Genomic DNA, 25,585 nt, shown 5'->3' on the forward strand with positions numbered 1-25,585 from the left:
TCCCCTCCCGACGCTCCTTGCACACCACACGTGGTTCCAGTCAAGAATCATAGAAGCTCGTCGGTCCCATCATTGGGAGATGCTGGAGTAGTACAGGATTGGACCCGCGAGCGACCGCTCGGACGTGTGTCGAGAACGTGGCGGGGAAGCTGATCTCCCGAAGGAAGCTGAACCGGATGAGCGAGCTTGACGATTGGGGCAGAACACCACTCCACTAGGCCGCCAGCGACGGCGACCTCGATGCCACCGACCGATTGCTCGTCACCGAGTGGGTCAACACGGCGGATCACCACGGCTGGACACCGCTGCACTTCGCGGCGCGCGATGCCCACCCGGCGGCGCTCGAGCGACTCCTCAACGCCGGTGCCGACGTTGATGCCTTGACCGACAAGGGCATGCCTACCATCTACTGGGCCGCGACATCCGCTGGCGGTGACCCGGTGGCTGCTATTCGGGTCCTGCGCGCGCCCACGGTGCCGATCCCAGACGCGAGACGATCCAAACCTATTTCGGACTGCGGAGTCCCCTGCATTTCATCAACGAAAGGGCAAACCGGGGCACCATCAAGGCTGAGTTCGCGGACCTGCAGTAGGCGTAGGCGCCGGTTACGATGCGTCGATCGGCTGGCAGACCGCGGGACGGCGCAACGGTCGTCGATAATTTCGCCACGAACCGAAAAGCAATTACGATTGCTAACAGGAATTCCCGAACGCAAACGAAGGACGCAGATCAATGGCGCGCAAGGTAGTTGTCACCCTCGTCGACGACTTCGACGGCACCTCGATCGCCGAGGACACGGTCAGCTTCGAAATCGACGGCGCAGCATACGAAATCGACCTCTCCGAGACCAACGCCACCAAGCTCCGCGAAACCTTCGACCAGTGGTTGCCTTACGCGCGCCGCGTCGGACGCATCAAGTCCGGCGGCCGCCGCCAGGCTGCGACAGCCGGCGCGGTTACTTCCTCTCGTCGGAACGACCTCGCGGCAATCCGGGCTTGGGCGGGCGAAAACGGCCACACCGTGTCCAGCCGCGGCAGGATCTCCACCGAAGTCGTTGCGGCATACGACGCAGCGATGGCGTAGAGCCTCTCGAACTGCTCGCGGACGTCACACCTCCCCGCCTGCACCTGTCCGGGCACGGGCCGGTGCAGGCGCGCGGGTGAGCATGGACGTCAAGCGCGGACCGCGGATGCACCAGAAAAGTACGGCCAGGCACGGCGCGACAGGCAGAGCCAGCTCCCACATCAGCGTCGCACCGCGTCTGGGATCCGCACCTCGTACCGAGTCACTGTCCCGCCGCTGGAAACGCTCTCGCGGCGGACTCCGATGCCCGAGTCGCAGATCCGCCGCAGCAACGTGTCGAAGGGCGCGTCGCCGTGATCGTGAGCCTCGGCTACCTCGACCACGAGTAGGTGAGATCTCGCAGGTCGTATCAACCGAATTATCAACCACTCATCCAGCATGTCGATATTGCCGCTCCACCGCTGCTCGGCCGGACCGACGATCGCCACCATCAGGTCGTCGATCGTGCCCGTCAGGGCCGCGAGTCCGGCTCGAGCCAGGAACTCCTCGCAGTTGACGCGTGCCATCCGCAGCGCAGCACAGAACGGGCTGACACGGAATTCGCCGAGTAGTCGGGTCGGTGAATCGGCAAGATCAGGCCGACGCTCGTACGTCTGACGAGCGTTCCCGGTCACTGGGTCTGTCCATACGACCCGAGCGTTCAGATTCGCCGAAAAATGTTGCATGATCTGGGTTTCGGTCACTTCGAGATCCGCGAGGTGGTGCAGCGACGGGATCAACACGATCCCGTCACCGGCCGCTTCGAGCGCTGCGATCAGCTGCCACAGCGCCGGAGCGGGAGTCGGATAGCTGTGCATCCGGTCGTACTCGTAGCCGTGAGCTCGTGCGAGGTCGCGCACGTGTTCGGCAATCTTCGCGTCGACCCTCTGATCCAGGAACTCGCCCAGCGACCACAACAGGCGAATCGGCGACTCGAACTCCACGAATATCCGGCCAGCCAGGTCGTCGCAGCCGTAGAACGACGCTACCTCGGCGATCCGGGCTTCAACAGACCAGATTCGGTCGTGGGCCAGTGGGCGCCGGTAGTAGGCGAACACGGGCTCGGTCATCGGATGGCTCCGAGGACCGTCAACATCGGGAGCAGGGCCCCGCTGTTTGACTGCGATTCCCGGCGCTGGGGCAGCGGGGCGGTCTTGTACGGCACTAGACCGCGGGTGGGTCGTCATGAGATCTCCGAGGTGCGATATACGTCGGACGCATAGTCATTGGGTGGCGGGTGACCTACGGTCGGGCTCGCGCTCAGGTCGGGCGCATCGAGAGAGTGGGGTAGGTCATGGCTGTGGCCAGCGTTGAGCGGCACAAACTGATCGGTGACGTGCACTTGCTGCTCACCGATGAGCAGGGCCGAGTTCTGTTCGGTCGGCGCGCCGACACGGGGTACGCCGATGGCGCCTACCACCCGCCGTCGGGCCACCTCGAGGCCGACGAGTCCGTGGTCGACGCGCTGGTCCGCGAAGCCGCCGAGGAGATCGGTGTCGAGATCGCGCCGAGCGACGTCGAGTTCGTGCACGTCATGCACAACTCCGCGTCCGGCGGGCGGATCGCCTTCTTCTTCCAGGTCGATCGATGGCAGGGTGTGCCGGAGAACCGTGAGCCGGACAAGTGCGACGCGCTGGAATGGTTCGCGATGGACTCGTTGCCGGCCGAGATGATCCCCTACTGCCGAGAAGCATTGGGTCGCATCGCTTCCGGGGCGACCATCTCGATGTACGGCTGGTAGTGGTCACGGTGGGGGCGCCGCCTCTCACGGCTCTCTCGACGACCCCACCGTTCCCCAGCCTCGCTCAGATGAGGTCCCATTGCCCGAGCAAGACGATCAACTCCTCGAGCCGCTGCGGCGACATACGCTTCTTCGCAGCGTCTTCGAGGGATTCCTGGTTCGCGCCGTACTGCCACCACGACCGGTCGGTCTTCGCGTCCATCACGAGGAAGCGGTCGTTGATCGCGGGCCCGCGCAGCACTAGCGACACTGTGCCGGGTTCAGCGACGACGGCGTGGATGGCGCTGTGGTGCAGGGCATAGCTGGCGCCGACCTGTTCGTGGCGGACATGAATGGCGCGCAACGTCGAGACATCGACGCCGGTGTCGAGTTTCGCTTCGCCGTAGATCCGGTGGCGGTATTCGCCGCGCAGAATGTTGCTGGCATAGGTCCAGCGGTGGTTGTGAGGTCGGTCGTGGTAGCCGGGTCCGAAGATGTGCAGCCGCAACCGGATTCCGGATTCCGGATCGTCGTGCAGCACGATCTTGTCGAGGATGTCGTAGTGCTCGCACAGCGGCGTGAGGTCGGGGTTGCGGGGCAGGCCGTTGAGGGCCCGGCGCAGCAGGTATTTGCTTGCGGCCAAGAGGTCGAAGGCTTTTCGGGCGGCAGAGTCGACGGCCTCGACGTCGTTCCAGTCCAGCGCGCGCAGCGGCTCGATGATCGTTTCCATGGTATGCACGGGTGTCTCCTATTCGGGTTTGGCGCTGGACTTCCACAGCCGGCAGACGGGCACGATGTCGGGGTAGGCCGAGCACGACGACTCGCCCATGACGACTTCTTCAGCGGGGCACCCGCCCTGGCATGCGGTGGCTTTGCATCCGCCGCAGGCACTGTTGGTCAGCGGCAGGGTGAACAGGTCGAATTCGTTTCCGGACGTGTCGCGGTTGATGAGCACCCGACCGTCCTGCATCTTCGCGAAGTACATATCGGTGTCGAACAGGTAGGAGCAGATGTAGGCACGGCCGTCGGGGAACACCGAGATCCGGTCCAATGTCCGGCCGATGCAGCCCTGATATCCCTCGTCTGCGTATCGGCCCATCTGGTCGACGCGCGCGTAGGTGGGCTGGAACCACACACGCGACTTATGTTCTGGCGCAACATATTCGAGCCGTTCGCAGAACTCGATCCATTCGGGCGGTGTCATCGCCATGTCGGCGTTTCCGTGTCCGGTGCCGATGGTGGAGAAGACGTGGAACTTCACCAGGCTGGCGCCTATGTCGTCGGCGATCTCGAGCAGCCGGAGAACATCGCCTTCGTTGGCTTTGTTGACGGTGCAGATGATGCGGGTGTCGAACCCGCGTTCACACAGCTCGGCGCTGGTTTCCATGGCCTGGTCGAAAGTTCCCGCACCGCGGACCTCGTCGTGGGTCTGGCCGCTGCCGCCATCCAGGCTGACCTGGACGTAGGCGAAGTCGTCGGGGGTGAGCTTGGCGAATTTCTTCTGGGCGATCTTTTGTGCGTTGGTAGTGGTGATGACGTGCTGGTAGCCGATCGTGCGGGCGGCCTTGATCGCGTCGACGTACCACGGATGCAGGGTGGGTTCGCCGCCCAGGATCGTGAGTTTGTCGCTGCCGAGTTGTCGCCAGGTCGTCAGCGTGTCCACGATCTGCTGGGGAGTCATCTTCAAAGCCCGCTCGAGGCGCTCGCCCATGTAGCAGTGGTCGCAGCGCAGCTGGCAGGCCTCGGTGATGTAGAGGTACAGGTTGCGGAAACGGCCGTAGTCGACTTTGTCGACGCGATGAGGTTCGGGCTGTGTGGTGTTGCGCGGCATCCTGGCGTGACCGTAGGTGTCTTGACCATAGGTTTCGGGCCGGAATGGTCGTACCGCCGGGAACGGCAACGGTGTTGTACTGGAGGTGGTCACGCGGTATTGCTCCTAGCGATCAGCATGGGCTCGACGAGGCTGGCCACCGCGGATGCAGGAACGATGGCGTTGAGTACGTTGGTGGCGATTCCGGCGCTGTCGAACGCGGCGCGGACGTCGTCGACGGTGTCCTGGTGGCGGCGACTTCGTGCGGCGAACAACGATGGTGCGTCACCACGGCGGGTGTGCAGCAACGACTTGCAGTTCGCGCAGATCCATCCACCGACCCGGGACGGCCTCGCTGGCATCCGCGGATCCGCTGCCGGGTCATGCTCGCAGCGGTGGCAGACGCGACGACTCTGCGCCCTCTTGCGGCGAACTTTCGGGTCGAGCACAAGTTCGACCGGTTCGACCACGCACCGGGGTGCGACAGCTTCGACAACGTCGAGCAGTGCACGAACCTGGTCGGCGGTACCGGGGTAGTTGTCCATGAGCACGGTCTGGATCAGCGGGTCCCCGACCACCGACTCCAGGTAGGCGCGAACAGCCTGTTCGACAACGGATTCGTCGATCCAGCCGAGGTTTCGTGGGCCGCTGCTGACGGTGGCCATGACGACCCCTGGTGGTACGTGCTCGCGGAGCCGGAACACGTGGCGGTCGGGATCCTTGCCGAGCGCGAGGGTCAGTGTGGTCTTGCCAGATGCCGGTGGTCCGAGGATCGGCACCAGCAGGGATAGCGCCATGTCGCCCCTTTCGCAGATTTCGTAACGGACACCACGACAATCGCCTCGAAGGCACCAAAGAGCTATACGCGCAACGGATATCGAATTGGGTCGCTGATATACGGCGGCTGTATACGAGCTGGGTATTACGGGTGGTACCGTCCGACAAATCGTTTGGGGACGGCGAGATCGCTGGAGCGGGGCGAATGACGCGAACGAGCGAGAACAACAGGCACTGCATGACGTGCGGGAACCGACTGAGTCGATACAACACCGGCACCTCGTGCAGCGGCTGCGCACGAACTCCACTCGGCGTCGGGCCACCGATGATGCCGGCCGAGTTCTGGGCCAGCGACCACATGCGGGATGCACTGGCGTCCTGGCACATGGGCCGGGTCATCTACGCGTTCCGTACACATCCGACGCACAAGAGCCCGATCACGCAGCTCGATGTCGCGAACTGGCTCGACATCACCCAAGCCACATTGAGCCGAATCGAAACCGGTGACGCGCCAGAGATCATGTCAAAGCTGATCAGGTGGGCGACCATTCTGCGCGTCCCGCAGGAACTGTTGTGGTTCCGGCTTCCACAAAGGGATACCGTGGATGAGGTGGACCGCCAAGGATTTCTGCGTGTGGCCGCCGCGACCGCCGCGACCGCTGTGGCCTCGCCGGGCAGCATGTTGCGTTTGCTGGACGACACCAGGGCTGCTCCCGTTCCGTCGCGGGTCGGGTCGGTCGAGATCGCGCAAATCCGGGATGCCGCGCAACTATTCGCCAAGTGGGATGCCACCTACGGCGGCGCTCTGGTGCGCGACGTCGTCGCAGCCCAGCTACGAATCGCCCAGGGCTACCTGAACGCCGACTGCGCGCCCGCCAACCGGGCCGATCTGTATCTGGCCGTCGGTTCGTTGGCCCACACCGCCGCGTTCATGGCTTTCGACGCCTGCGCGCACAACGACGCCGAGCAGATGTTCGGTCTGGCGCGCGACTGCGCCAAGGAGGTCGATGCCGTGCACTTGCACGCGAAGGTCCTCTCCTCGATGACGCGTCACTCCATCTGGATCGGCAAGAACACCGACGGCTTGGGGCATGTCCAGGAGGCGCTCGCGTTGGCGCCACGGCTGACTGCGACCGAGCAGGCGATGCTGCACACCGCCGAGGCTCGGGTGCGGGCAAAGCTCGGTGACGTACAGGCGGTACTCACAGCCGTCGGCCGCGCGGACGAACAGTTCGCCAACTCCTCGCCGGCGAACGATCCCGTCTGGATGCGCTACTACGACCCTGCTCAGCACGCCGGTGATACTGGGCACGCGTTGTTCGACATCGCGGTGAAGGGCAGCTTCACCGGTGAGGCCCGAGACCGCCTAGCCACCGCCGTGCAGCAACACACCGACCTGGCGGCCCGCTCACGCACGATGTCGTCGATCAAGCTCGCTTCGCTGGTGATGGCCACCGGTGACCCTGCCGAGGCGCACTCGATCGGATCGGCCGCGCTCACGCGCGCCAACGCGCTGCACTCACGTCGCGCGGCGCAGGACGTCCAAGAGCTGCGCCGATACGCCCGTAGAGCCGGAGTCAACCTGACAGCGACACCCGCGTGACGGACCCAGATATCGAGCTGATTGCGCGGAATGCCTGCGTAACAGCAGGATTCGGAAACCCCAACTTGGTGCCGATCAAGGTCGCCGAGAACGGAATCTACAAGGTGGCCGACGTGCCGGTTGTAGTGCGGGTCGCCCGCGCAGGACAGACCGAGGCCGCATCCCGCGAACTCGACGTCGCCCGATGGCTGCAGTCCAACTGTGTCGCGGCCGTCGAACCAGCAGGCAGCCGCGCTGATTTCGTCGTTGTCGACGGTCGTCCGGTCACGTTCTGGCGCGAGGTGGCAGCCCACCGGCCAGGGACCGAGCAGGAGATCGCTACGGCCCTGCGAGCCCTCCACCAGCTGCCCGCGCCAGACTTCCTCAGGGAGGTCGACCCTTTCGTCCGGCTCGACGAACGAATCGACGCCGCAACCACTCTCGCACCAGAAGATCGGCAGTGGCTGCGCGACCGCTTGGCTTCGCTGCGCGCGGAGTGGGGAGAGCAGGCGCCGGGACAGGGCTGGGGGCCGATCCATGGTGATGCGTGGGCAGGCAACGTGGTGACCACAACCTCGGGGGTGACCACCTTCCTCGACCTGGAGCGCGCTTCGATCGGGCCGCCCGAGTGGGACCTGACCTCGACCGCTATCAAGCACACTTCGTTCGGGTGGATCACGGAGCGACAATACGAGTCATTTTGGCGTGCATACGGTTACGACGTGACAACGTGGTCAGGTTTCACTCTGGTGCGCGATATCCGAGAATTCCGAATGACCAGCATAGCCGTCCAGGCTGCCGGGTCGAAGCCAGAGCATGCTGCTCAAGCTCAGCACCGGGTCAATTGCCTGCGCGGACGGTTCGGTCCCCGGCCGTGGACCGGCTGGGAACCAATCCCCTGATGACGCACGTCTCCATCGCCACTCCGACGAACTCAGCGGCGTGACCGACAGACCTCGGCGGCATGCGCGAACTGCCGCCGAATCTCTTCGCGATGGCCCTTACCTGGCTGATTGATCGACAGAGGGCCCGGGTGCGGGATGAAGACAATCTCGGTGTCACGCAGTCGGCGCGGCAGACGACCACCGATCGCCGCATGCCAGGCCGGCCAGGCAACCGACTTGCCCATGACGAGGATGACCGCCGGATCAGCGGGCAGGTTCTCGAGGAAATCAACCAGGAACGGGCGCGCCCGCTTCGCTTCGCCCATCATCGAACGCTTGGCCTTCGCGGGATTGTTGACCCACCACGGAACCACATTCCACGGCGGGACTGCCCCGGGTTTGGTTGACTCCTACCCTGAGGAGTCCAGCGAGTCTCCTCCGTGAGAGGATGAACCACCGTGCCCAAGGCTTACCCCGACGAATTCCGTCGTGACGTCATCGCTGTGGCCCGCAAGGGCCAAGCACCGCTGAAGCAAATCGCGAAGGATTTCGGCATCTCGGAAAGCTGCCTCGCGGGCTGGCTCAAGAAGGCCGACGTCGCCGACGGCAACCGGCCAGGATTGACCACAGCCGAGACCGAAGAGCTCCGTGAACTGCGTAAACGAACCAAACTGCTCGAACAAGAAAACGAGATCCTGCGACGAGCGGCCGCGTTCTTCGCCAGGGAGCTGCCCCCAAAATGACCTATCCGCTGGTCCTTGATCTAGCCGCTGACCGCATCCCGGTCGCGGTGACCTGCCGGGTATTGGGATTCTCGAAACAAGCTTTCTACAAATGGGTGAAAGACCCGGTGTCCCAACGCGATTGGGATGACACCCATTTGATCAACGCCGCGCTCGATATCCACGCCGATGATCCCGAGTTCGGATACCGGTTCATCGCCGACGAGCTCGCTGACCTCGGTTTCGAAGCCGGCGAAAACCGTGTCCAACGCCTGTGCTCGCTGCAAGGGATCTACAGCGCTTTCGCCCGTCGACGCGCCATGGTCACCCGGCCGGGTCCGCCGGTCCACGACGACCTGGTCCAGCGGGATTTCACCGCCTCTGGCCCCAACCAGCTATGGCTAACCGACATCTCCGAACACCGCACCGACCAGGGCAAGCTCTACATTTGTGCAGTCAAGGACGTGTGGTCCAACCGCATCGTCGGCTACAGCATCGACGACCGAATGACCGCCGAACTCGCGTGTTCAGCGCTGCGCAACGCGATCGGGCTACGGTCACCGACCGCCACGATCGCACATTCGGACAGAGGCAGCCAATTTCGTTCCAGAAAGTTCGTGCATCTGTTGTCACACAACGGATTACGCGGCTCGATGGGCAGGGTAGCCGCATGCGCGGACAACTCGGCGATGGAATCATGGTTCGCGCTGCTACAACACAATGTGTTAGACCGAAAACGTTGGGCGACAAAGGAAGAACTCCGCCTGGCGATGGTGTCGTGGATCGAGCGGACCTACCATCGGCGGCGCCGTCAGCGTGGCCTGTCACGACTGACTCCGGTCGAGTATGAGATTCTGAACCAGGCCCCACTCGCGGCCTGAACCACTACAACCCGCGAGTCAACTCATTCCGGGGCAGTCCCAATCAACTAACCCGAACATTTGTGACGACCATCACAGCCGGAGCGCGCCAATGGCTCGAACCGAAACCCACTTGCATCAAGCGGCGAGCAGCACGGACACGGAGAGCTCTTCGGGCATCGCAGCAGCGAGCGCACTGATCTCCCTGGGGAGCAGAATCGTGGTGTCGTGCGCAGGTTGGACAGCGGTGGCGCCTGCGATTCGGCATGGATTCCGGTCGATGTGACCGTCATCGATCGCGACGTTGAGCACCATCCGAAGCACTTCATAGGCGCGTGCGCGTGTAGTAGGCACAGAGGCGTCGGCGCCGGCGGACTTTTGCTCCTCGGGCACGAACGCGCGCGACATCGCTGTACCAGTCGCGAACCATCTCGGGAGTGATTCGAGTGACAGGCGTTTCCTCGAACGTCGGGTTTATGTGCTCGCGCAGCAGGTAGTTGTAGGAGTCGGCGGTTCGTCTCGCGAGTGGTCTTCCTCGTCGGGAAACACGCGTCGCGACGACTCGCTCGGCGTACAGCCCGAACAGGACGGCAGGTGGTTCGGGTCCGGTGACGTCGCGAGTAGCTGGGGGAGTCCATGTTTCGTGCGCACACAGGTCAAGCAGCGCGGGTGGGTTGATCATGCGAATTGCCTGGCGCTCGAGCGGAAGTTCAGGTTTCATGGAGGCGGAGGAGTCACTGACAGGCGATAGGAGCCTGTCGTGTCGTATTCCGGTCAATCCGCTTCGCCGAATCCGGCTAACCGCCCGGACGAGGGCGAGGATGGTGCCGACTCCGACGCGGTCCGCGTCGTCGGCCCTCTAGACCCACCCGTTCTCAATCCCGCTGCAGCGGCTGCACTTTTGCGTCTCCTGCAGCGGATCCCGCGCCCAGATCCAGACAACGACAGTTCGGAGGGGTCATGACCCAAATCAGATTCGCGTTTGCCGGACGAGTCTCGACAGAGGATCAACAAGATCCAGAAGCTTCCCGCAACTGGCAGCTGGGGCGTGCCAACGCGTTGATCGAACGCCACGGCCAAGTCGTCACCGACTTCTTCGATGTCGGGCAGTCTCGCTCTATCCCGTGGAAGCGGCGGCCTGAGGCCAACCGTCTTCTCGAGCTCCTCAAAGACCCCGATCGCGGGTTCGACGCGGTCGTGATCGGGGAACCCCAACGGGCCTTCTACGGCAACCAGTTCGGATTGACCTTCCCGGTCTTCGTCCACTACGGCGTCCAACTCTGGGTACCAGAGGTCGGCGGTCCGATCGACCCGGACTCCGAAGCCCACGACATGATCATGTCCGTCTTCGGCGGCATGTCCAAGGGCGAACGCAACCGGATCAAAATCCGCGTCCGCGCCGCCATGTCAGCACAGGCACAGGTCGAGGGTCGCTACCTCGGCGGTCGACCGCCATACGGCTACCAACTCGCCGACGCGGGCCCACACCCGCACCCCGGTAAGGCTGCCGACGGCAAGCGGTTGCATCGACTCGAACCCGATCCGATTGCCGCACCGGTGGTGCAACGAATCTTCCGCGAATATCTGGCTGGCGTAGGAGTATTCGCGCTCGCCCAACTGCTCACGACGGCCGGAATCGCCTGTCCCTCAGCGCACGACCGTGCTCGCAACAGTCACCGGGAAGGGGCCGCATGGTCGAAAAGCGCTATCCGCGCGATTCTCACCAACCCGCGCTACACGGGGCACGCCGTCTGGAACAGACAACGCAAGCAGGAATCTCTCATCGACGTCGAGGACGTGGCTCTGGGCCACGAGACGCGGCTTGCATGGAATCCTAAGTCGCAGTGGGTATTTTCCGATCAGCTCGCGCATGAACCGCTGGTCGATCGGTCCGTGTTCGACCAAGTGCAGCTCCGACTGGCCTCACGCGGACCACAATCCACGGGTCGGGCGACCCAGCGTCGCAAGCACCCCTACGCCTACAAGGGTCTGATATCGCACGAAACCTGCGGTCGCCTGATGCAGGGCACGTGGAACCACGACAAGGCGCACTATCGCTGCCGGTACCCATCTGAGTACGCCATCGCCAACCAGATCGACCACAAACCATCGGTCTACCTCCGCGAGGACCAGCTGACCGAACAGCTCGACCGCTGGCTGGCTCAGATCTTCCGGCCAGCGCAGATCGAGGAGTCACTGGCAGCTCTCGAAAGCACCCAACCTGACCGGCTGCCCGAACTCGAGACGACGCGACGACTGATCAGCGACTTCGATCGAAAGCTGGCCCGATACCGGGACGCACTCGACGCGGGCGCTGATCCCATCACTGTCGCCGGCTGGACCCGACAGACGCAAGCCGAGCGTCAGGTCGCCGCGAGCCGACTCGCGACCTTGGAACAAGCGGTCGGCCAGAAATTGCGGATGACCCGCCAAGATATTCGGGAGCTGATTGAAACCCTCGGCGACCTGGTCGTAGCCCTAGGTCGCGCTGACACGGAGGACAAGAATGCTGTCTACCGCCAGATCGGGCTCAAACTCACCTATAAAGACAAAACACGGGTGGTGATCGCCGAAGCGAACCCACCCGTGGGCGTACTGGTTGTGTCCGGAGGGGGACTTGAACCCCCACGCCCTAATACGGGCACTAGCACCTCAAGCTAGCGCGTCTGCCATTCCGCCACCCGGACTTGCTGGTGTGCCAAAAGATTATCCGACGCGCTGTCGGAAACCAAATCGCCTAGATGACCTGCGGTTTTGTGCGCGGTCGGCGTGCAGTCAGTCGGTACGTAGACGCGCGTGCAAAGGCATGTCGTGACGGCCGTCGACGTGCCGTCCGGCGCCGCGCAGGGTGCCCTCGAGGGCGTACCCGCATGTGCCGGCGTGGCCGGCCTGGGCCGCTGTCGCGAGAGCGTCGCCGCACCGATGAATTTCGCTGACCAGCGGAGTCATATCCGTGGTGAACACAACCCCTCAGCTGGAACCACAGACCGCGGCCGGCAAGGTGCTCTGGCACTTCACGATGTCGCTCGATGGCTTCGTCGCGGGGCCGAACCATGAGATGGACTGGATGGCTGGGTTCTCCGGCAAGCCGGGGCTGGAACAGGAGTACACCGCGACCACGGGCGCGGTGCTGGGTGGCCGGGACGGCTGGGACGCGTTTCCCGGAGCTCGCCCGTACGGTGGGGGTGATGCCTGGCAGGGCTCGGTCTTCGTCCTCACCCACCACCCCGAGGACGCTACGCCGGACGCGGATGTCACGTTCCTCAGTTGCGACGTCGCCGAGGCCGTGCGGATCGCTGTGGAAGCTGCGGGCGGTAAGAACGTCGAGATCCATTCGGCTTCGATCGGAGCACAGCTGATCGAGCGCGGCCTGATCGACGAGCTCGACCTGCACATCGTGCCGATCCTGCTCGGCGACGGCATCCGGTTGTTCGACAAGCCGGGCTGCGCACCCGTACGACTCGATCGGGTGCACGATGGTGCACCCAACGAGGAGCTCAGCGTTCGCTTCCGGCCGGCGGACCGGCGCAGTGGCAGACCACAGGAGGGCGGCGCCGCATGCTGAAGCAGGTCGCGGAGGGTGTGCTGGTCCACCAGAGCGAGATACTCCGCAACAACACCGTTGTCGTGCAGGGCACGGGTGGTGTGTTACTCATCGACCCCGGGATAACAAGCGCTGAAATGGTTTGCCTGGCGAAGGACCTTCGGGAGTTGGGCCAGCCCGTAGTAGCAGGGTTCTCGACGCATCCTGATTGGGATCACGTGCTCTGGCATACCGAACTCGGCGTTCACGCCCGGCGTGACGCCCGCGTTCCCATCGACCCGCGGGTTGGTCAATCGGCTGAGCCCGGTTGGGAGTGGGTGAACGACATCCACGAAGGGCAATTCCAGCGCCTCGCCCGAACACGAGGTGTGCGCGAGGAGACGCCCGGCTAGAGCAGGGATACCGAGCTGCGGTCAGCCGCAGCCCTCGAGCGTCGCCCGGCCCAGTTCGGTGACCACATCGGCGATCTCACCTCGTGCGCGCAATGCCTGGACCTGTCGCCGCGCGCCGTTGCCGCGCGCGTACAGGGCGGCGATCGCCGTGGTGACGAAGGCGTGGTCACCGCACTCACGTAGGGCGGGCTCGACGTGCTCGACGAGGCGCCCCATCAGCTCGCGGTGCGGCACGACAATCCCGTCGACGAGATCGAGACCGTTGCCGTCAAGGCCGGAATGGGCGGCATTCCAGTACGCGGCGCGCAGGAGCTCCCCCGACACCGCGGGCGCGGCTTCGTGCCGCGCCATAGACCGCAGACCCGTCCCGACGATTCCTCGGATCAGAGCGGCCAACAGCGCCGATTCCTCGGCGGTGGCGGGAATGTCGCTGACCCGGATCTCGACCGTCGGGAACGACTCCGACGGGCGGACATCCCAATACACCATCTTGTTGTCGAGAATGCTGCCGCTGGCCCGCATCATGGCCACGATCGAATCGTAGTCGCCGAGCGAGGCGAAAAACGGTGGCGGTCCCGCGCTGGGCCAGCGACGCCACATGATGCTGCGCCAACTCGCGTACCCGGTCTCACTGCCGCGGTAGATCGCCGAGTTCGCGGTCATGGCCAGCAGGACCGGCAGCCAGGGCCGCACATGGTTGCTCACCAACACCGCGGTCTCGCGATCGGGGATGCCGACATGCACGTGGCAGCCGCATAGCCCCTGCTCGTGGGCGAGCATTCCGAAGGTGTGCGCGATCCGCTGGTAGCGCGGGGTATCGGTGACCGGATAGCCCTCTGGCACCGTCGGCGGGACGGCCACCGCGAGCAGGCGCGCATCGTGGTCGACCGCGCATGCCGCGACCCGGCGGCGGGAAGTGCGCAGCTCGGTCAGCAGTTCGCCGATGTCGCAGTGCACACTGCTGCTGGTCTCTACCTGACAGCTCGTGAGCTCCAATTGCAGGTCGATGCCGACCTGTCGAGCCGCCGCGGCGACCTGGGTGTTCTTCGGTGCCGGTGCGCCGGTACCGGGATCGGTCAACAGGAATTCCTCTTCGACACCGACCGTGAGTACGTGTTCGTGCCTGCCCACCGCCTCCTCCTTCACGCGAGGTTCGACGCGTGCCGGGGTAATACCCCGGCACGCACCATGCAATCGACTCGACGGCCCGCTGATTACCGAAACCGAGTGCGGGCATTCGCCTGGCAGGAAGAATCGCTCGAAAGGATCTGGCGATAACCGTCCTTTTCCACGCGACGGGCTGAGAACCCGCTCGAGACGGATCGGGGCTGTGGTTTCAGGCGATCGCGTTCTGTCGACATTGCGAGGATAATCGTCACCGGGGATGACAGGTTCGCCCGAATCACCCACCTGGAGCCAGCGATGATCCACAGCCACCGGATGTTCTCCCACTTGGTTCGCACGACCGGTGAGGAGTCGTTCTACGACGACCAGCTACGGCACGCGGCCTGGGACGCGCGGTGCGTGGGCCGAGGACCCACCGCTCCCCTGCACATCGGAGACCTCACCGCGCTCGCCGATCGGCTCGAGCTCACATCCTTGCCCGCCGGATCGCTGGTGTTCTCGGCGGGCGAGCCGCCGGACGGTGTGTGGATCGTGCGGCACGGGCAGATCGAACTGTCCACCGGTTCGGGCAGCCGACACGCGGTCGTCGACGTGCTCGGCCCCGGCGATATCGATGGCGACATCGCACTGCTGCTCGACATGCCGCTGGCCTACACCGCGCGCACGCTCACCGAGTCCGAATGCCTGTTCCTGCCCGCCGCCGGCTTCGACGCGGTGCTCGCCGGCCATCCCGCCATCGCACGTCGCTGGCTGAGCAGTGTGGCGCAACGCATTTCGGCAGTTCAGGCGCAGCTGATCAACATTCTCGGCCGCCCGCTGCCCATCCAGGTGTCGCAGTTGCTGCTCGACGAAGCCGTCGACGGGTCGGTCCCACTCCCCCAGCGCACCCTCGCCGCCATGCTCGGTGTGCAATCCCCGTCGCTGAACAAGATCGTCAAAGAATTCGAACGACACGGCCTGATCAACATCGGCGACGAGACGATCGACATCATCGATGCCGAAGGGCTGCGCCACCTCCACCTTCCTGCTGAAACGCGCTGACCGCGCTGCTCGGTAGCCCGGCGCGTAGAATTGCGACCAGATGGCCGCCGTCGGTCAGGTGATCCGACGTGGTCACAGGAGCGGCAGATGAGCGCACGAGACGACTCCGCTTCGGGACGAGTTCCCCGGAGACTGCGACTGATGCTGACGGCCGCCACGGTGCTCTTCGTGTTACTCCTGACCGTGCCGCGTGTGATCGGCGCATACATCAATTGGTTGTGGTTCGGCGAGGTCGGCTACCGCGGTGTCTGGTTGACCGTGCTCCTCACCAAGCTGTCGCTGTTCGCCGTGATCGCGGTGTGTCTCGGTGGCGCCGTGTTCGTCGCCATGTGGTTGGCGTACCGCGCTCGTCCCGTCTTCTTTCCCACCGCGCGCACCGGCGACCCGCTCAGCGAATACCGCCGCGTGGTCGGCCGATGGCCGCTGCGGTTCGGGTTGGGGATCGCCGTCGGATTCGGGCTGATCTGTGGTCTCATCGGGCAATCGAGGTGGCAGACGGTGCAGTTGTTCTTGCACGGCGGGTCGTTCGGCGAGCGCGACCCCGAATTCGGGATCGATATCGGCTTCTTCGTCTTCGACCTACCGTTCTATCGACTCATCCTGAGCTGGTTGTTCGTCGCCGTGCTCTTCGCGTTTCTGGCGTGTCTGGCAACGCATTACCTGTTCGGCGGACTCCGTCCGGGCGCCAAATCGATCGGCCTCAGTCATGGGGCCCGCAGACAGCTCGCGGTGCTCGTGGGGCTGTTCTTCGTGTTCAAGGCCGGCGCGTATTGGCTCGACCGGTATGCGCTGTTGTCGAGCCATCGGCGGGAACCGACATTCGCCGGCGCCGGCTACACCGATATCAATGCCGTGCTGCCTGCCCGGTTCATTCTCCTCGCGATCGCCCTGATCTGCGCTGCCGCGGTCTTCTCAGCGGTCGTGATCCGCGATCTCCGGGTCCCGGCGATGGCCGCTGTCCTGCTGTTGCTGTCGTCGATCGTGGCGGGGGGCATCTGGCCGCTGGCGGTGGAACAGTTCTCGGTGCGGCCCAACGCCGCCGACCGGGAGAGCTCCTATATCGAACGCAATATCGCAGCGACGAGGCAGGCGTACGGGATCGGCGGCGACATGGTCGACTACCAGCCCTATCCTGGTGTCGGTTCCAGACCGCCACCCGAGGTCGCCGCCGACGCGACCACGATCGCCAATCTCCGGCTGCTCGACCCGCATGTTCTCTCCCGCACATTCACCCAGCAGCAGCAGCTCAAGAACTTCTACAGCTTCCCGGACAACCTTGACCTCGACCGCTACCGGATCGACGGGCAATTGCGCGACTATGTCGTCGCGGCGAGGGAGTTGACCCCGAGCGCGCTCAGCGGCAATCAGTCGCATTGGGTCAATCGGCACACGGTATACACCCACGGTGACGGGTTCGTCGCCGCGCCGGCGAACCGGGTCAACGCGGCTGTCCGGGAAGCGTCGGGCGATAGTTCGGCCAGTAACAGTGGGTATCCGATCTACGCGGTCAGCGACATCGCCTCCCAACGCGCAGGCGACCAGGTGATCCCGGTCGAACAGCCACGCATCTACTTCGGTGAGGTGATCGCGCGGGCCGATCCCGACTACGCCATCGTCGGCGGCGGCACCGAGGCGCGCGAGTACGACACCGACACGACCAAGTACACCTACACGGGTGCGGGCGGTGTGCCGATCGGGAACTGGTTCAACCGGCTCGCCTTCGCCGCGACCTACGCTGAGCGAAACATTCTCTTCGCCACGGCGATCGGGCCTGATTCGAAGATCATCTTCCACCGTGACCCGAGCGAGCGTGTCGAATTGGTCGCGCCGTGGCTCACCGTCGACAACAACCCGTACCCGGCGGTCGTCGACGGCCGGATCGTCTGGATCGTGGACGCCTACACCGCGATCGACGGCTACCCCTATGCCGCGCGGAGTTCGCTGGACGCGCTCGCCCGCGACGACGGCAGATCGCTGCGCGATCCGGCCGAGATCTCCTACGTGCGGAACTCGGTCAAGGCCACCGTCGACGCCTACGACGGCACCGTGACGCTGTACCAGGTCGACACCGACGACCCGGTGCTGTCCGCGTGGATGCGAGTGTTCCCCGGCACCGTCGAACCCGCGGAGAAGATCAGCGACGACCTGCGCGCACATCTGCGATACCCGGAGGATCTGTTCGTCATCCAGCGCGACATGCTCGCCCGCTACCACGTGGACGAACCACGAGAGTTCTTCACCAACAACGCCTTCTGGTCGGTTCCCAGCGATCCGACCGTCGACGCCAATCCCCAGCAGCCGCCCTACTACGTGCTGCTCGGTGACCCGGACAGCGCCGCGCCGTCGTTCCGGTTGACCAGTGCGATGGTCGGGTTCAAACGAGAGTTCTTGTCCGCGTACATCTCCGTGCACTCCGACCCGGAGAACTACGGCAGGTTCAGCATTCTGCAGTTGCCCACCGATACGCTCACCCAAGGACCACAACAGATTCAGAACTCGATGATCTCCGACACGCGAGTGGCTTCCGAGCGAACCCTGCTGGAGCGCTCCAACCGCATCCAGTACGGCAACCTGCTCACCCTGCCGATCGCCGACGGCGGCGTGCTCTACGTCGAGCCGCTGTTCACCGAACGGATATCGACGGCCCCGAACGGCTCGACTTTCCCGCAGCTGGCTCGCGTATTGGCCAGCTACCGGGAACCGGGCACCGGTGGAGTCAGAGTCGGCTACGCCCCGACCCTCGCCGAGGCGCTCGATCAGGTATTCGGGCCCGCCACCGGCAATCTCGCGACCCCGCCCGGCGGCAGCGCGGCCGCACCGCCACCACCGGGCCGGGCGACGGTGCCACCGGGTGAACCACAGCCCTCAACTTCCCCACCGCTGATGGACGAGGCTACGATCGCCCGGCTGGAGGCTGAGCTCGAGGCGGCCCGTGCGGCGCTCGACCGCCTCGAGCAGCAACTCGACGACATTCTTCGCCCGAACAAGTGAGGACATCAGCGTCCACGTTCGACCTGCGGCCGGGCCTGGATCGGGGCAGGCGTCATCGCACTCGGCGGCTACGGATTCGTCGCGACATGGCAGCCCGACGCGAACGTCGGGCGCATTCGCCGATAGACCGCGCCCACCGCTTCCTCCCTTATACCGAGGCGGCCCAAGGGGGTACGCATCCGTTGTCAGCGCTCGAACTGGGCGCGTTTGTGGTCGCCGTAGGGTTCGTCGCGTTCCCGAACTGCCTCACGGAACCCGACGGTGGCGGCGCGAGTCTGGAACGCATAGCCCTCCTGCGTGTGTCGCGAAACGCCGTCGAACACGGTGCTGATCATGGCCGAGTTGGCCACCCCTTGAGCATTGAGCGCCGAATTGAGAGCCAACTTGGCCATCATGAGCTGATTGACCGGCATCCGGGCAATCCGTTCGACCAGCGCCTCGGTCCGCTCGTCGAGCTCATCGGCGGGCCACGATTCGACCGCGAGGCCCCACTCGGCGGCCTGCTTACCGCTGATGCAGTCGCCGGTGAACAGCAGACGTTTGGCACGTTGATCGCCCAGGCGATGCGCCCACATTCCCGCCGCCGGTATCCCCCAGACGCGGGTGGGCGGGTAGCCGATCTTGGTGTCGTCGGCACAGATGATCTGGTCGGCGTAGAGCGCGATGTCGGTGCCACCGGCGACCGCGAAGCCGTGCACCTTGGCGACGGTCGGCTTGTTGGCGTGCAGCAGGCTGGCGAATCCCCTGTTGAACCGGCTCATCGACGCGTAGTCGATCATCGGGTCCCAGACCCCGCGCGGGTTGTGGTTGACGGCGTTGACGACCGGGTCGAGGACGGTGCCGGTCACTTCGTCCGGTCCGTCGGCACCGGCGAAGCTCTGCTCGGCGAACAGGTCGAGGTCGTAGCCGCCACAGAAGCCCTTGCCCCGCCCGGAGACCAGGATGACGTGAACTCGAGGGTCGAGATCGGCGCGTTCGACCGCGTGCGCGAGATCGAGCGGGGTATGCGCAGTGATCGCGTTGCCCTTCTCTGGGCGGTTGAAGGTGATGCGGGCGATCCGGCCGTCACGTTCGTAGGTGAGCGTGCGGTACTCACGCTCGAAATCAGGTTCCGGACGATGCTGCCACGGCGAATCGGGGACTTCGGTCCAGTTCTCGTACCAGGCCGCGGGCCGGTCACCGGAATTGCTGCTGGGATGGGACACAGTGGGTTCCTTCGGCTCAGGCGATTTTCGGCGTAGATCGTTCGATGATTGTGGCTGTGTCGACCCCGAGCGGGAGGGTGCCGAAGACGTCGCCGCGGTCACCGGCGAGTCGGGTCCGCAGGAACGCGGCTGCGACGGCGGTGTTTCCGTAGCGGACGAGCAGCGAGCCCTGCAGCACCTGGGACATCTGCCCGACAACCCGGCGCGCCCGGTATTGCAGCGTCTCCAAGTCGGAGAATTCCGCCTCGAGGCGGCCGACGGCGGCGTCGAGTTCGGTCGAGGCACCGGCCGCCGTCTTCACCTCGTCCAAGAACACACCGAGGGTTTCGGGCTGTTTTGCCATGGCGCGCAAGGTGTCCAGCGCCGCGACATTGCCGGAGCCTTCCCACACCGACATCAACGGTGCCTCCCGATACAGGCGTGGCATTCGCGACTCCTCGACATATCCGTTGCCGCCGAGGCATTCCAATGCTTCGGCGGCGTGGATCGGACCGCGCTTGCAGACGTGATACTTCGTCACCGCCAAGGCGATCCGGCGCAGCGTCGCTGCCCGCTCGTCACCGGCCACGGCGTAGTCGGTGAGCTCGGCCAACCACAGACCCGCCAGAGTCGCGGCTTCGGCTTCCACAGCCAGATCGGTGAGCACATTGCGCATCAACGGCTGGTCGATCAGCGTCGCGCCGAACGCACTGCGATGCGCGGCATGGTGGGCAGCATTGCTGACCCCGACCCGCATCCCGGCCGCGCTGCCCAGAATGCAATCGAGACGCGTGAGGTTCACCATCTCGACGATCGTCGGCACGCCACGACCTTCGGCACCGACCAGCCAGCCGGCAGTGTTGTCGTACTCGACCTCACTACTGGCATTGGAGTGGTTGCCCAGCTTGTCTTTCAACCGCTGCAGGTGGAACGGATTACGGGTGCCGTCCGGCAGCACTCGCGGCACGAAGAAGCAGGACAGCCCGGCGGGCGCCTGCGCCAGCACCAGGAACAAGTCCGACATCGGCGCCGAGGTGAACCACTTGTGTCCGGTGATCAGGTAGGAGCCGTCGGGCTGTGGCACCGCGGTCGTGGTGTTCGCCCGGACGTCGGAGCCGCCCTGCTTCTCGGTCATCGACATACCCGCCGTGAGCCCGAGCTTGGCGGCGGGCACGCGCAGTTCGGGATCGTAGACCGAACTGCTGAGCAGCGGCTCGTAGACCGCGGCGAGTTCGGGATTCGCCCGCAGCGCGGGCACCACCGCGTAGGTCATCGATATCGGACACCCGTGCCCGGCGTCCACCTGGGCCCAGATGCTCAATTTGGCCGCGCGCACCAGATGTGGGGCGGGGCGGTTGTCGGCCCAGGGCGCGCCGTGCAAGCCGAAGCTGACGGCATGGCTCATCAGCTGGTGGTAGCTGGGGTCGTAGACGACCTCGTCGACGCGGTGCCCGTAGCGATCATGGGTCTTCAGGGTAGGTGGGTGAGCTTCGGCGAGATCGCCCAGCTGCAACGCTTGCGTGCTGCCTGCCAGTCGGCCGACCTCGTGCACCTCATCGATCGCGTGGACCGCGCCGGCGCGCTGCAGCGCTTCCAGCATCACCGGGTAGTCGGCCGCGTCGTAGCCGGCCAACGGCGGAGCCTGATTCGTCACCTCATGGGTTGCCATGACGGTCCTTCCAACAGTCCATGTCCGGTCGGCCGGACCCGAATCATATTGCAAGTTTGAATCGCATGATGAGAATATGCAATGCCTGCGTTCGGCAACTGCCGATCCTTCCGGGTCCACGGACCGAGGGCTGGATACCATCGAACGATGGTTCAGAACTCGCTGCCGTTCCGCCGCCTGACGGCTCGATCGGCGATTTTGAGCGTGTTGCTGGGCGCACATCCGGCCCAGGCGCCCGCGGCGGCGATCGTGCACCTGGCGACCGAACTCGGGCTGCAGGAATCGACGGTGCGGGCGGCGCTGACCCGCATGGTGTCGGCCGGAGACCTCGAGCGCGATGACGCGACCTATCGGCTCACCCCGCGATTGCTCGGCCGGCAAAAACTGCAGGACCTCGCCATCGACCCGATGCTACGGCCCTACGACGGCCACTGGCGACTGGCGATCGTCACCACCGGTGCCGACGCGGCAGCCGACCGAACACTGCTACGAGAATCACTGCAGGCCAACAAATTCGGTGAGGTTCGCGAGGGGGTATGGGGGCGCCCGGACAACCTGATGACCCCGCGGATCACGGCAGGCCACCGACTGACCTACGTCACCGGCAGGCCCGACGACCCCGACGAACTCGCCGCACGGCTGTTCCGCCCCGCCGCGTGGGCGGACATCGCGACGAGATTGCTGGCCGCCCTCGACGGCGCCGACAGAATGCGCGACCGCCTCGAGGTGGCGGCTGGCGTCGTGCGCCACATCATGCGCGACCCGATCCTGCCCGCGGAATTTCTGCCGCAACCGTGGCCTGGTGCCGACCTCCGGAGCGCCTACCGCGATTTTCGCGCGGAGTTCACCGCTTTCGCCAGTACCTACGTCTGGTGACATCGCGAGCAATCTCTGCCGCGAGCTCAGCGCCGCCGCCATAGGCTGGGGTCGATCTCGTCGACGACGCACCGCACGACCCGGGCCGCCGGCTCCATGTAGCGTCTCGGTGCCGACGGCTCGACGTCGGTCGCGGTCGACACTATCGACGGCCGGGGGGCAATCCTGGTCATCGGCGATATCGCCTACTTCACGGCGGGCAACAGTGCCGCCTCCGCCCTCGCGGACCGCGCCGACGGCTCGATTCGCGCACTGCACCTCGATACGGGTGCCGTGACGACGGTGGCAACGGGGTTGACGATGCCGAACGGGTTGGCGCAGTTGCCGAACGGCGACTTCGTCGTCAGCAGCGACATGCGCGGGCACGCTGACCCGTGCGACACCTCGGCTCTGAACAGTGCGCTGTCGACGATTAATCGGCTCGTGATCGTGCCCGAAATCGTTGACACCGCAGGCAGGCAGTCGGCCAACGGCTGACCTGCCATCGTCACGATCGGGGCCGAAAGGACGCTATGTTTGCGCTCCATCGTGCGTTCTCAGTACCTCGCCTTCCAGCGGCGTTTCGCACCCGAAAGAGATTTTCGTTGTGCAACATGCACCAGCGGGCGCCTTCCTAGCCATGGTAGCCGTACACCGAAAAGCGGAACGAGCAGAAGCGCGGCTCCCGCGTAGGCATGCGCCTCACGTTCTTCACTCAGCTCCAACTGCGTCACGTCGAGGATCGAAAGTAGGGGTATTTTGGCTGCACAAAGGCCTCGGGAGACGGAAGAGGAGGCGGATTCGGCCGACGGCTACGAGGTAGTCAACCCCGCGATCGGCGCTCGGCATGCACCTGGCACTCGGTTCGGAATTCGAGTGAACGACTGTGTACTATTTTGGCGTGAACAGCTCGGGCGCGCCGCCGCTACAGGGTTCGGCAAGCTACGCTACTCGGCCAGGTTTCATCCGATGAACACAGTCGTGATCGTTGTGCTCGCGATCGTCGCCGCCGGTGAAGCCGTCGGCTTGATCACCCTGTCGATCCTGCTGGCCCGCAGTCGGCGTAAACGGCTGGCACAGCGTCGGGCCACGACGACGCAGAGGTTGATGGTCGGCGGTCGAGAGGCGGTGCGAACGGCCTGGCAGGCCGCGGACCTGGTGCGTGCCAAAGGTTTTCGTGCCGCCGTGCTGACCTCCATCGAAGACCTCGCGGGCTGGGCCCGGGTCGAGCGTCCCGACCTGGCCAGGCTGGCACCGGACGGCAACGTCGTGATCATGTTCTCCGACATCGAGCAATCGACCGCTCTCAACGAACAGCTGGGTGACCGTGCGTGGGTCAAACTGCTCGACCGCCATCACCGGCTCGTCGCGCGCTGCGTGCAGGACCGCGGTGGCCATGTGGTCAAGAACCAGGGCGACGGCTACATGATCGCCTTCGCCGCGCCCGAACAAGCGGTCGGATGCGGCCTCGCCATCCAGGCGGCGCTGCACAAGGACGCCGAATCATCGCGGGCCGAGACCGATTTCAGGGTGCGGATCGGTATCCACATGGGGACGTCCGTCCGCCGGGGCGATGATCTGTTCGGGCGCAACGTCGCCATGGCCGCGCGGGTCACCGCGCAGGCCGAGGGTGGGGAAGTCCTCATCAGCGAGCCGGTGCTGGCGGCGATCGGTAGCAGTACGAATCTCAGCATCGGGACCGGCCGGGACGCGACCCTCAAGGGTCTGCGAGGCACTCACCGCCTCACCCCGGTCTGTGCCGTGAGGTAAAAACCGCTCACGGGGGCTGAGGTGTGCTCTGCCGCCAGTCCAGCGCGACCAGAGTGCACCGCCTGATCAGGCAACCTTCGATCTGAGTCCATTGCTGGCGAGTTGTCCGGCGGACGGTCGCGGGCCTGCTCGCAGCGACCTGCGTGCCGGGCGCGCCCGGGACGCATCCGGCACGATGATGATCATGGACCTCCGCATCTTCACCGAGCCCCAGCAGGGCGCCGGCTACGACACGTTGCTGGCGGTGGCGCGCGCCACCGAGGAGCTCGACTTCGACGCGTTCTTCCGTTCCGACCACTATCTCGCCATGGGCGAGGCCTCGGGCCTGCCCGGCCCGACCGATGCCTGGATCACCCTGGCCGGGCTGGCCAGGGACACCTCCCGGATCCGGCTCGGCACCCTGGTCACCGCCGCGACCTTCCGGCTGCCGGGACCGCTGGCCATCCAGATCGCCCAGGTGGATCAGATGTCGGGCGGGCGGGTCGAACTCGGTCTCGGCAGCGGCTGGTTCGCCGCCGAACACGCAGCCTACGGAATCCCGTTCCCGGACAACCGGTTCGGCCTACTGGAGGAGCAATTGGCGGTCATCACCGGCCTGTGGGAGACCAAGCCGGGAGCGACGTTCAGCTTCGACGGCACCCACTATCAACTCACCGACTCCCCCGCCCTGCCCAAGCCGGTGCAGGATCCGGTGCCCGTGATCATCGGCGGCAACGGCAAGGTCCGCACCCCTCGCCTGGCGGCCCGCTATGCCACTGAGTTCAACATGCCGTTCGCCTCGATCGCCGACAGCGCCGCCCAGTTCGATCGAGTGCGCGCCGCGGTGCGCACCGCCGGGCGCACCGACGAACTGGTGTACTCCAATGCCCTGGTCGCCTGCGTCGGGCGCACCGACGCCGAGGTGGCACGCCGGGCCGCCGCGATCGGCCGGGAGGTCGACGAGCTGAAGACCAACGGCCTGGCCGGTTCGCCCGCCGAGGTCGTCGACAAGATCGCCCGCTACCGCGCAATCGGCGCCGGCCGGATCTACCTGCAGATCCTCGATCTCGCCGACCTCGATCACCTCGAACTCATCGCCGCCGAGGTGCAATCGCAGACGTCGGCCTGGAAGTAGTGAAGGTGTCCGCCCTCACCCCCGGCGGTGTCTGCCCGTTGGCCAACACCTGATCGTCGGTCACCTGCGCAGCGGTGCAGGTCAGATCCCGGGTCGGCGTGAGCCGATCATGGAGGAACCGATCGGGTGGCTGAGCCGGGTTCGCGCAGGATCAGGGCGGCGGTGGCCGAATCGGTGGCGGTGATGGCCGTGCGCCGACTCTTCACAGGTGGCGGGCAATCGTCTTGTCACTGAGGAACAGAGCGGTCGCGATCTCGTGGTTGGTCTTGCTGACGGCGACCAGGCGCAGCACCTCGACTTCCCTGGCACTCAGTCCGCCGGGGGCCCGCGTCGGACAAATCACCCATTTGCCTCAACGGTGCGTGGGGAGCCTGTCGTACCCCTGATCATCTGGGCGGCGCGGCATCGGCTTCGCCCTCAGGCTTCGTCTCGGCAGTGCCGATTCTGCGCGGCATCACCCTCGGCCGAGCACGCCGGGGCGAA

Annotated in this window: 24 protein-coding genes, 1 tRNA gene and 4 pseudogenes; 17 read left to right on the forward strand and 12 right to left on the reverse strand. The window is 65.2% G+C overall.

From position 1 onward, the window contains the following. Window positions 1–230: 230 nt before the first annotated feature. Together ACTWPB_RS22660 and ACTWPB_RS22665 are read left to right on the forward strand one after the other, a co-directional pair. Window positions 231–413: pseudogene (locus ACTWPB_RS22660) on the forward strand (ankyrin repeat domain-containing protein); the annotation flags it as partial. Between the two features lie 319 nt (window positions 414–732). After that, window positions 733–1,083: a histone-like nucleoid-structuring protein Lsr2 gene (locus ACTWPB_RS22665; RefSeq protein WP_446222579.1), complete on the forward strand. Its 351-nt coding sequence runs from the start codon at window positions 733–735 to the stop codon at window positions 1,081–1,083. Between the two features lie 161 nt (window positions 1,084–1,244). Here the strand turns inward: ACTWPB_RS22665 and ACTWPB_RS22670 are convergent, their stop codons facing one another. Then, complete coding sequence (locus tag ACTWPB_RS22670; protein WP_446222580.1) at window positions 1,245–2,132, reverse strand: hypothetical protein; 888 nt, start codon at window positions 2,130–2,132, stop codon at window positions 1,245–1,247. A 224-nt stretch (window positions 2,133–2,356) separates the two neighbouring features. Here ACTWPB_RS22670 and ACTWPB_RS22675 point away from each other — a divergent pair, with 224 nt between their 5' ends. Continuing rightward, complete coding sequence (locus ACTWPB_RS22675; protein ID WP_446222581.1) at window positions 2,357–2,803, forward strand: NUDIX hydrolase; 447 nt, start codon at window positions 2,357–2,359, stop codon at window positions 2,801–2,803. Window positions 2,804–2,867: 64 nt separating this feature from the next. Here ACTWPB_RS22675 and ACTWPB_RS22680 read toward each other — a convergent pair whose 3' ends face one another. The 3 genes from ACTWPB_RS22680 to ACTWPB_RS22690 are packed head-to-tail and all read right to left on the reverse strand — an operon-like array spanning window position 2,868 to window position 5,389. After that, on the reverse strand, window positions 2,868–3,512 hold the full coding sequence (locus ACTWPB_RS22680; RefSeq protein ID WP_446226445.1) for a hypothetical protein: 645 nt from the start codon (window positions 3,510–3,512) through the stop codon (window positions 2,868–2,870). An 18-nt stretch (window positions 3,513–3,530) separates the two neighbouring features. Further along, on the reverse strand, window positions 3,531–4,706 hold the full coding sequence (locus ACTWPB_RS22685) for a radical SAM protein (protein ID WP_446222582.1): 1,176 nt from the start codon (window positions 4,704–4,706) through the stop codon (window positions 3,531–3,533). After that, complete coding sequence (locus ACTWPB_RS22690; protein WP_446222583.1) at window positions 4,703–5,389, reverse strand: hypothetical protein; 687 nt, start codon at window positions 5,387–5,389, stop codon at window positions 4,703–4,705. The genes ACTWPB_RS22685 and ACTWPB_RS22690 overlap by 4 nt, the downstream gene beginning before the upstream one ends. 305 nt (window positions 5,390–5,694) lie before the next feature. On the opposite strand from ACTWPB_RS22690, the gene ACTWPB_RS22695 reads away from it, so the two are divergent. Together ACTWPB_RS22695 and ACTWPB_RS22700 are read left to right on the forward strand one after the other, a co-directional pair. Then, window positions 5,695–6,972, forward strand: a complete 1,278-nt coding sequence (locus ACTWPB_RS22695) for a helix-turn-helix domain-containing protein (protein WP_446222584.1) — start codon at window positions 5,695–5,697, stop codon at window positions 6,970–6,972. A 68-nt stretch (window positions 6,973–7,040) separates the two neighbouring features. Continuing rightward, complete coding sequence (locus ACTWPB_RS22700) at window positions 7,041–7,853, forward strand: phosphotransferase family protein (RefSeq protein ID WP_446222585.1); 813 nt, start codon at window positions 7,041–7,043, stop codon at window positions 7,851–7,853. A 32-nt stretch (window positions 7,854–7,885) separates the two neighbouring features. Here the strand turns inward: ACTWPB_RS22700 and ACTWPB_RS22705 are convergent, their stop codons facing one another. After that, entirely contained in the window at window positions 7,886–8,164 is a 279-nt protein-coding gene (locus ACTWPB_RS22705) for a hypothetical protein (RefSeq protein WP_446222586.1), read from the reverse strand. Window positions 8,165–8,293: 129 nt separating this feature from the next. Here ACTWPB_RS22705 and ACTWPB_RS22710 point away from each other — a divergent pair. After that, a protein-coding gene (locus ACTWPB_RS22710; protein ID WP_446222587.1) for an IS3 family transposase occupies window positions 8,294–9,438 on the forward strand; the annotation gives its coding sequence in 2 pieces (ribosomal slippage) (window positions 8,294–8,567 and window positions 8,567–9,438; 1,146 coding nt in all). Between the two features lie 117 nt (window positions 9,439–9,555). On the opposite strand, the gene ACTWPB_RS22715 is transcribed toward ACTWPB_RS22710, so the two are convergent. Continuing rightward, window positions 9,556–9,825 (reverse strand): hypothetical protein, encoded by a 270-nt coding sequence (locus tag ACTWPB_RS22715; protein WP_446226566.1) that lies wholly within the window; start codon window positions 9,823–9,825, stop codon window positions 9,556–9,558. Further along, window positions 9,743–10,138, reverse strand: a complete 396-nt coding sequence (locus ACTWPB_RS22720) for a hypothetical protein (protein ID WP_446226446.1) — start codon at window positions 10,136–10,138, stop codon at window positions 9,743–9,745. Before ACTWPB_RS22720 ends, ACTWPB_RS22715 begins: the two co-directional genes overlap by 83 nt. 239 nt (window positions 10,139–10,377) lie before the next feature. Between ACTWPB_RS22720 and ACTWPB_RS22725 the strand changes: the two are divergent. Next, window positions 10,378–10,779 (forward strand): annotated as a pseudogene (locus ACTWPB_RS22725) (recombinase family protein); the annotation flags it as partial. Between the two features lie 198 nt (window positions 10,780–10,977). Then, a pseudogene (locus ACTWPB_RS22730) lies at window positions 10,978–11,286 on the forward strand (recombinase family protein); the annotation flags it as partial. A 733-nt stretch (window positions 11,287–12,019) separates the two neighbouring features. Here the strand turns inward: ACTWPB_RS22730 and ACTWPB_RS22735 are convergent. Beyond that, window positions 12,020–12,104, reverse strand: a tRNA-Leu gene (locus ACTWPB_RS22735). 269 nt (window positions 12,105–12,373) lie between these two features. Here ACTWPB_RS22735 and ACTWPB_RS22740 point away from each other — a divergent pair. Then, window positions 12,374–12,982, forward strand: coding sequence for a dihydrofolate reductase family protein (locus ACTWPB_RS22740; protein ID WP_446222588.1), 609 nt, complete (start codon window positions 12,374–12,376; stop codon window positions 12,980–12,982). Further along, window positions 12,976–13,353 carry an MBL fold metallo-hydrolase gene (locus ACTWPB_RS22745; RefSeq protein ID WP_446222589.1) on the forward strand — a complete coding sequence of 126 codons (378 nt, stop codon included), beginning with the start codon at window positions 12,976–12,978 and terminating at the stop codon, window positions 13,351–13,353. Before ACTWPB_RS22740 ends, ACTWPB_RS22745 begins: the two co-directional genes overlap by 7 nt. A 21-nt stretch (window positions 13,354–13,374) precedes the next feature. On the opposite strand, the gene ACTWPB_RS22750 is transcribed toward ACTWPB_RS22745, so the two are convergent. Continuing rightward, entirely contained in the window at window positions 13,375–14,484 is a 1,110-nt protein-coding gene (locus tag ACTWPB_RS22750) for a carboxylate-amine ligase (RefSeq protein WP_446222590.1), read from the reverse strand. Window positions 14,485–14,775: 291 nt separating this feature from the next. On the opposite strand from ACTWPB_RS22750, the gene ACTWPB_RS22755 reads away from it, so the two are divergent. From ACTWPB_RS22755 to ACTWPB_RS22765, 3 genes and pseudogenes are all read left to right on the forward strand, one after another. Beyond that, window positions 14,776–15,519, forward strand: coding sequence for a Crp/Fnr family transcriptional regulator (locus ACTWPB_RS22755; protein ID WP_446222591.1), 744 nt, complete (start codon window positions 14,776–14,778; stop codon window positions 15,517–15,519). A gap of 87 nt (window positions 15,520–15,606) precedes the next feature. After that, entirely contained in the window at window positions 15,607–18,510 is a 2,904-nt protein-coding gene (locus tag ACTWPB_RS22760) for a UPF0182 family protein (RefSeq protein WP_446222592.1), read from the forward strand. Between the two features lie 33 nt (window positions 18,511–18,543). Continuing rightward, a pseudogene (locus ACTWPB_RS22765) lies at window positions 18,544–18,627 on the forward strand (YnfA family protein); the annotation flags it as partial. A 68-nt stretch (window positions 18,628–18,695) separates the two neighbouring features. Here ACTWPB_RS22765 and ACTWPB_RS22770 read toward each other — a convergent pair. Continuing rightward, window positions 18,696–19,715 carry a crotonase/enoyl-CoA hydratase family protein gene (locus ACTWPB_RS22770; RefSeq protein WP_446222593.1) on the reverse strand — a complete coding sequence of 340 codons (1,020 nt, stop codon included), beginning with the start codon at window positions 19,713–19,715 and terminating at the stop codon, window positions 18,696–18,698. A gap of 16 nt (window positions 19,716–19,731) precedes the next feature. Then, window positions 19,732–21,363, reverse strand: a complete 1,632-nt coding sequence (locus ACTWPB_RS22775; protein ID WP_446222594.1) for an acyl-CoA dehydrogenase family protein — start codon at window positions 21,361–21,363, stop codon at window positions 19,732–19,734. A gap of 147 nt (window positions 21,364–21,510) precedes the next feature. Here ACTWPB_RS22775 and ACTWPB_RS22780 point away from each other — a divergent pair, with 147 nt between their 5' ends. The 4 genes from ACTWPB_RS22780 to ACTWPB_RS22795 all read left to right on the forward strand — a co-directional run bounded on the left by ACTWPB_RS22780 (window position 21,511) and on the right by ACTWPB_RS22795 (window position 25,102). After that, complete coding sequence (locus ACTWPB_RS22780) at window positions 21,511–22,239, forward strand: PaaX family transcriptional regulator C-terminal domain-containing protein (protein ID WP_446222595.1); 729 nt, start codon at window positions 21,511–21,513, stop codon at window positions 22,237–22,239. A 282-nt stretch (window positions 22,240–22,521) separates the two neighbouring features. Next, window positions 22,522–22,716, forward strand: coding sequence for a hypothetical protein (locus ACTWPB_RS22785; protein ID WP_446222596.1), 195 nt, complete (start codon window positions 22,522–22,524; stop codon window positions 22,714–22,716). 471 nt (window positions 22,717–23,187) lie between these two features. Continuing rightward, window positions 23,188–23,988: an adenylate/guanylate cyclase domain-containing protein gene (locus ACTWPB_RS22790; protein WP_446222597.1), complete on the forward strand. Its 801-nt coding sequence runs from the start codon at window positions 23,188–23,190 to the stop codon at window positions 23,986–23,988. Between the two features lie 184 nt (window positions 23,989–24,172). Beyond that, window positions 24,173–25,102, forward strand: a complete 930-nt coding sequence (locus ACTWPB_RS22795) for an LLM class F420-dependent oxidoreductase (protein ID WP_446222598.1) — start codon at window positions 24,173–24,175, stop codon at window positions 25,100–25,102. Between the two features lie 202 nt (window positions 25,103–25,304). Here ACTWPB_RS22795 and ACTWPB_RS22800 read toward each other — a convergent pair whose 3' ends face one another. Continuing rightward, window positions 25,305–25,445 carry a LuxR C-terminal-related transcriptional regulator gene (locus ACTWPB_RS22800; protein ID WP_446222599.1) on the reverse strand — a complete coding sequence of 47 codons (141 nt, stop codon included), beginning with the start codon at window positions 25,443–25,445 and terminating at the stop codon, window positions 25,305–25,307. Window positions 25,446–25,585 lie beyond the last annotated feature (140 nt).

It is taken from the genome of Nocardia sp. IBHARD005 (assembly GCF_052814245.1).

Coding starts and splice junctions, on each gene's coding strand:
- ACTWPB_RS22665 (WP_446222579.1), top strand. CDS start 733: ATGGCGCGCAAGGTAGTTGTCACCCTCGTCGACGACTTCGACGGCACC.
- ACTWPB_RS22670 (WP_446222580.1), bottom strand. CDS start 2,132: ATGACCGAGCCCGTGTTCGCCTACTACCGGCGCCCACTGGCCCACGAC.
- ACTWPB_RS22675 (WP_446222581.1), top strand. CDS start 2,357: ATGGCTGTGGCCAGCGTTGAGCGGCACAAACTGATCGGTGACGTGCAC.
- ACTWPB_RS22680 (WP_446226445.1), bottom strand. CDS start 3,512: ATGGAAACGATCATCGAGCCGCTGCGCGCGCTGGACTGGAACGACGTC.
- ACTWPB_RS22690 (WP_446222583.1), bottom strand. CDS start 5,389: ATGGCGCTATCCCTGCTGGTGCCGATCCTCGGACCACCGGCATCTGGC.
- ACTWPB_RS22695 (WP_446222584.1), top strand. CDS start 5,695: ATGATGCCGGCCGAGTTCTGGGCCAGCGACCACATGCGGGATGCACTG.
- ACTWPB_RS22705 (WP_446222586.1), bottom strand. CDS start 8,164: ATGATGGGCGAAGCGAAGCGGGCGCGCCCGTTCCTGGTTGATTTCCTC.
- ACTWPB_RS22715 (WP_446226566.1), bottom strand. CDS start 9,825: ATGTCGCGCGCGTTCGTGCCCGAGGAGCAAAAGTCCGCCGGCGCCGAC.
- ACTWPB_RS22720 (WP_446226446.1), bottom strand. CDS start 10,138: ATGAAACCTGAACTTCCGCTCGAGCGCCAGGCAATTCGCATGATCAAC.
- ACTWPB_RS22745 (WP_446222589.1), top strand. CDS start 12,976: ATGCTGAAGCAGGTCGCGGAGGGTGTGCTGGTCCACCAGAGCGAGATA.
- ACTWPB_RS22755 (WP_446222591.1), top strand. CDS start 14,776: ATGATCCACAGCCACCGGATGTTCTCCCACTTGGTTCGCACGACCGGT.
- ACTWPB_RS22760 (WP_446222592.1), top strand. CDS start 15,607: ATGAGCGCACGAGACGACTCCGCTTCGGGACGAGTTCCCCGGAGACTG.
- ACTWPB_RS22775 (WP_446222594.1), bottom strand. CDS start 21,363: ATGGCAACCCATGAGGTGACGAATCAGGCTCCGCCGTTGGCCGGCTAC.
- ACTWPB_RS22780 (WP_446222595.1), top strand. CDS start 21,511: ATGGTTCAGAACTCGCTGCCGTTCCGCCGCCTGACGGCTCGATCGGCG.
- ACTWPB_RS22790 (WP_446222597.1), top strand. CDS start 23,188: ATGAACACAGTCGTGATCGTTGTGCTCGCGATCGTCGCCGCCGGTGAA.
- ACTWPB_RS22795 (WP_446222598.1), top strand. CDS start 24,173: ATGGACCTCCGCATCTTCACCGAGCCCCAGCAGGGCGCCGGCTACGAC.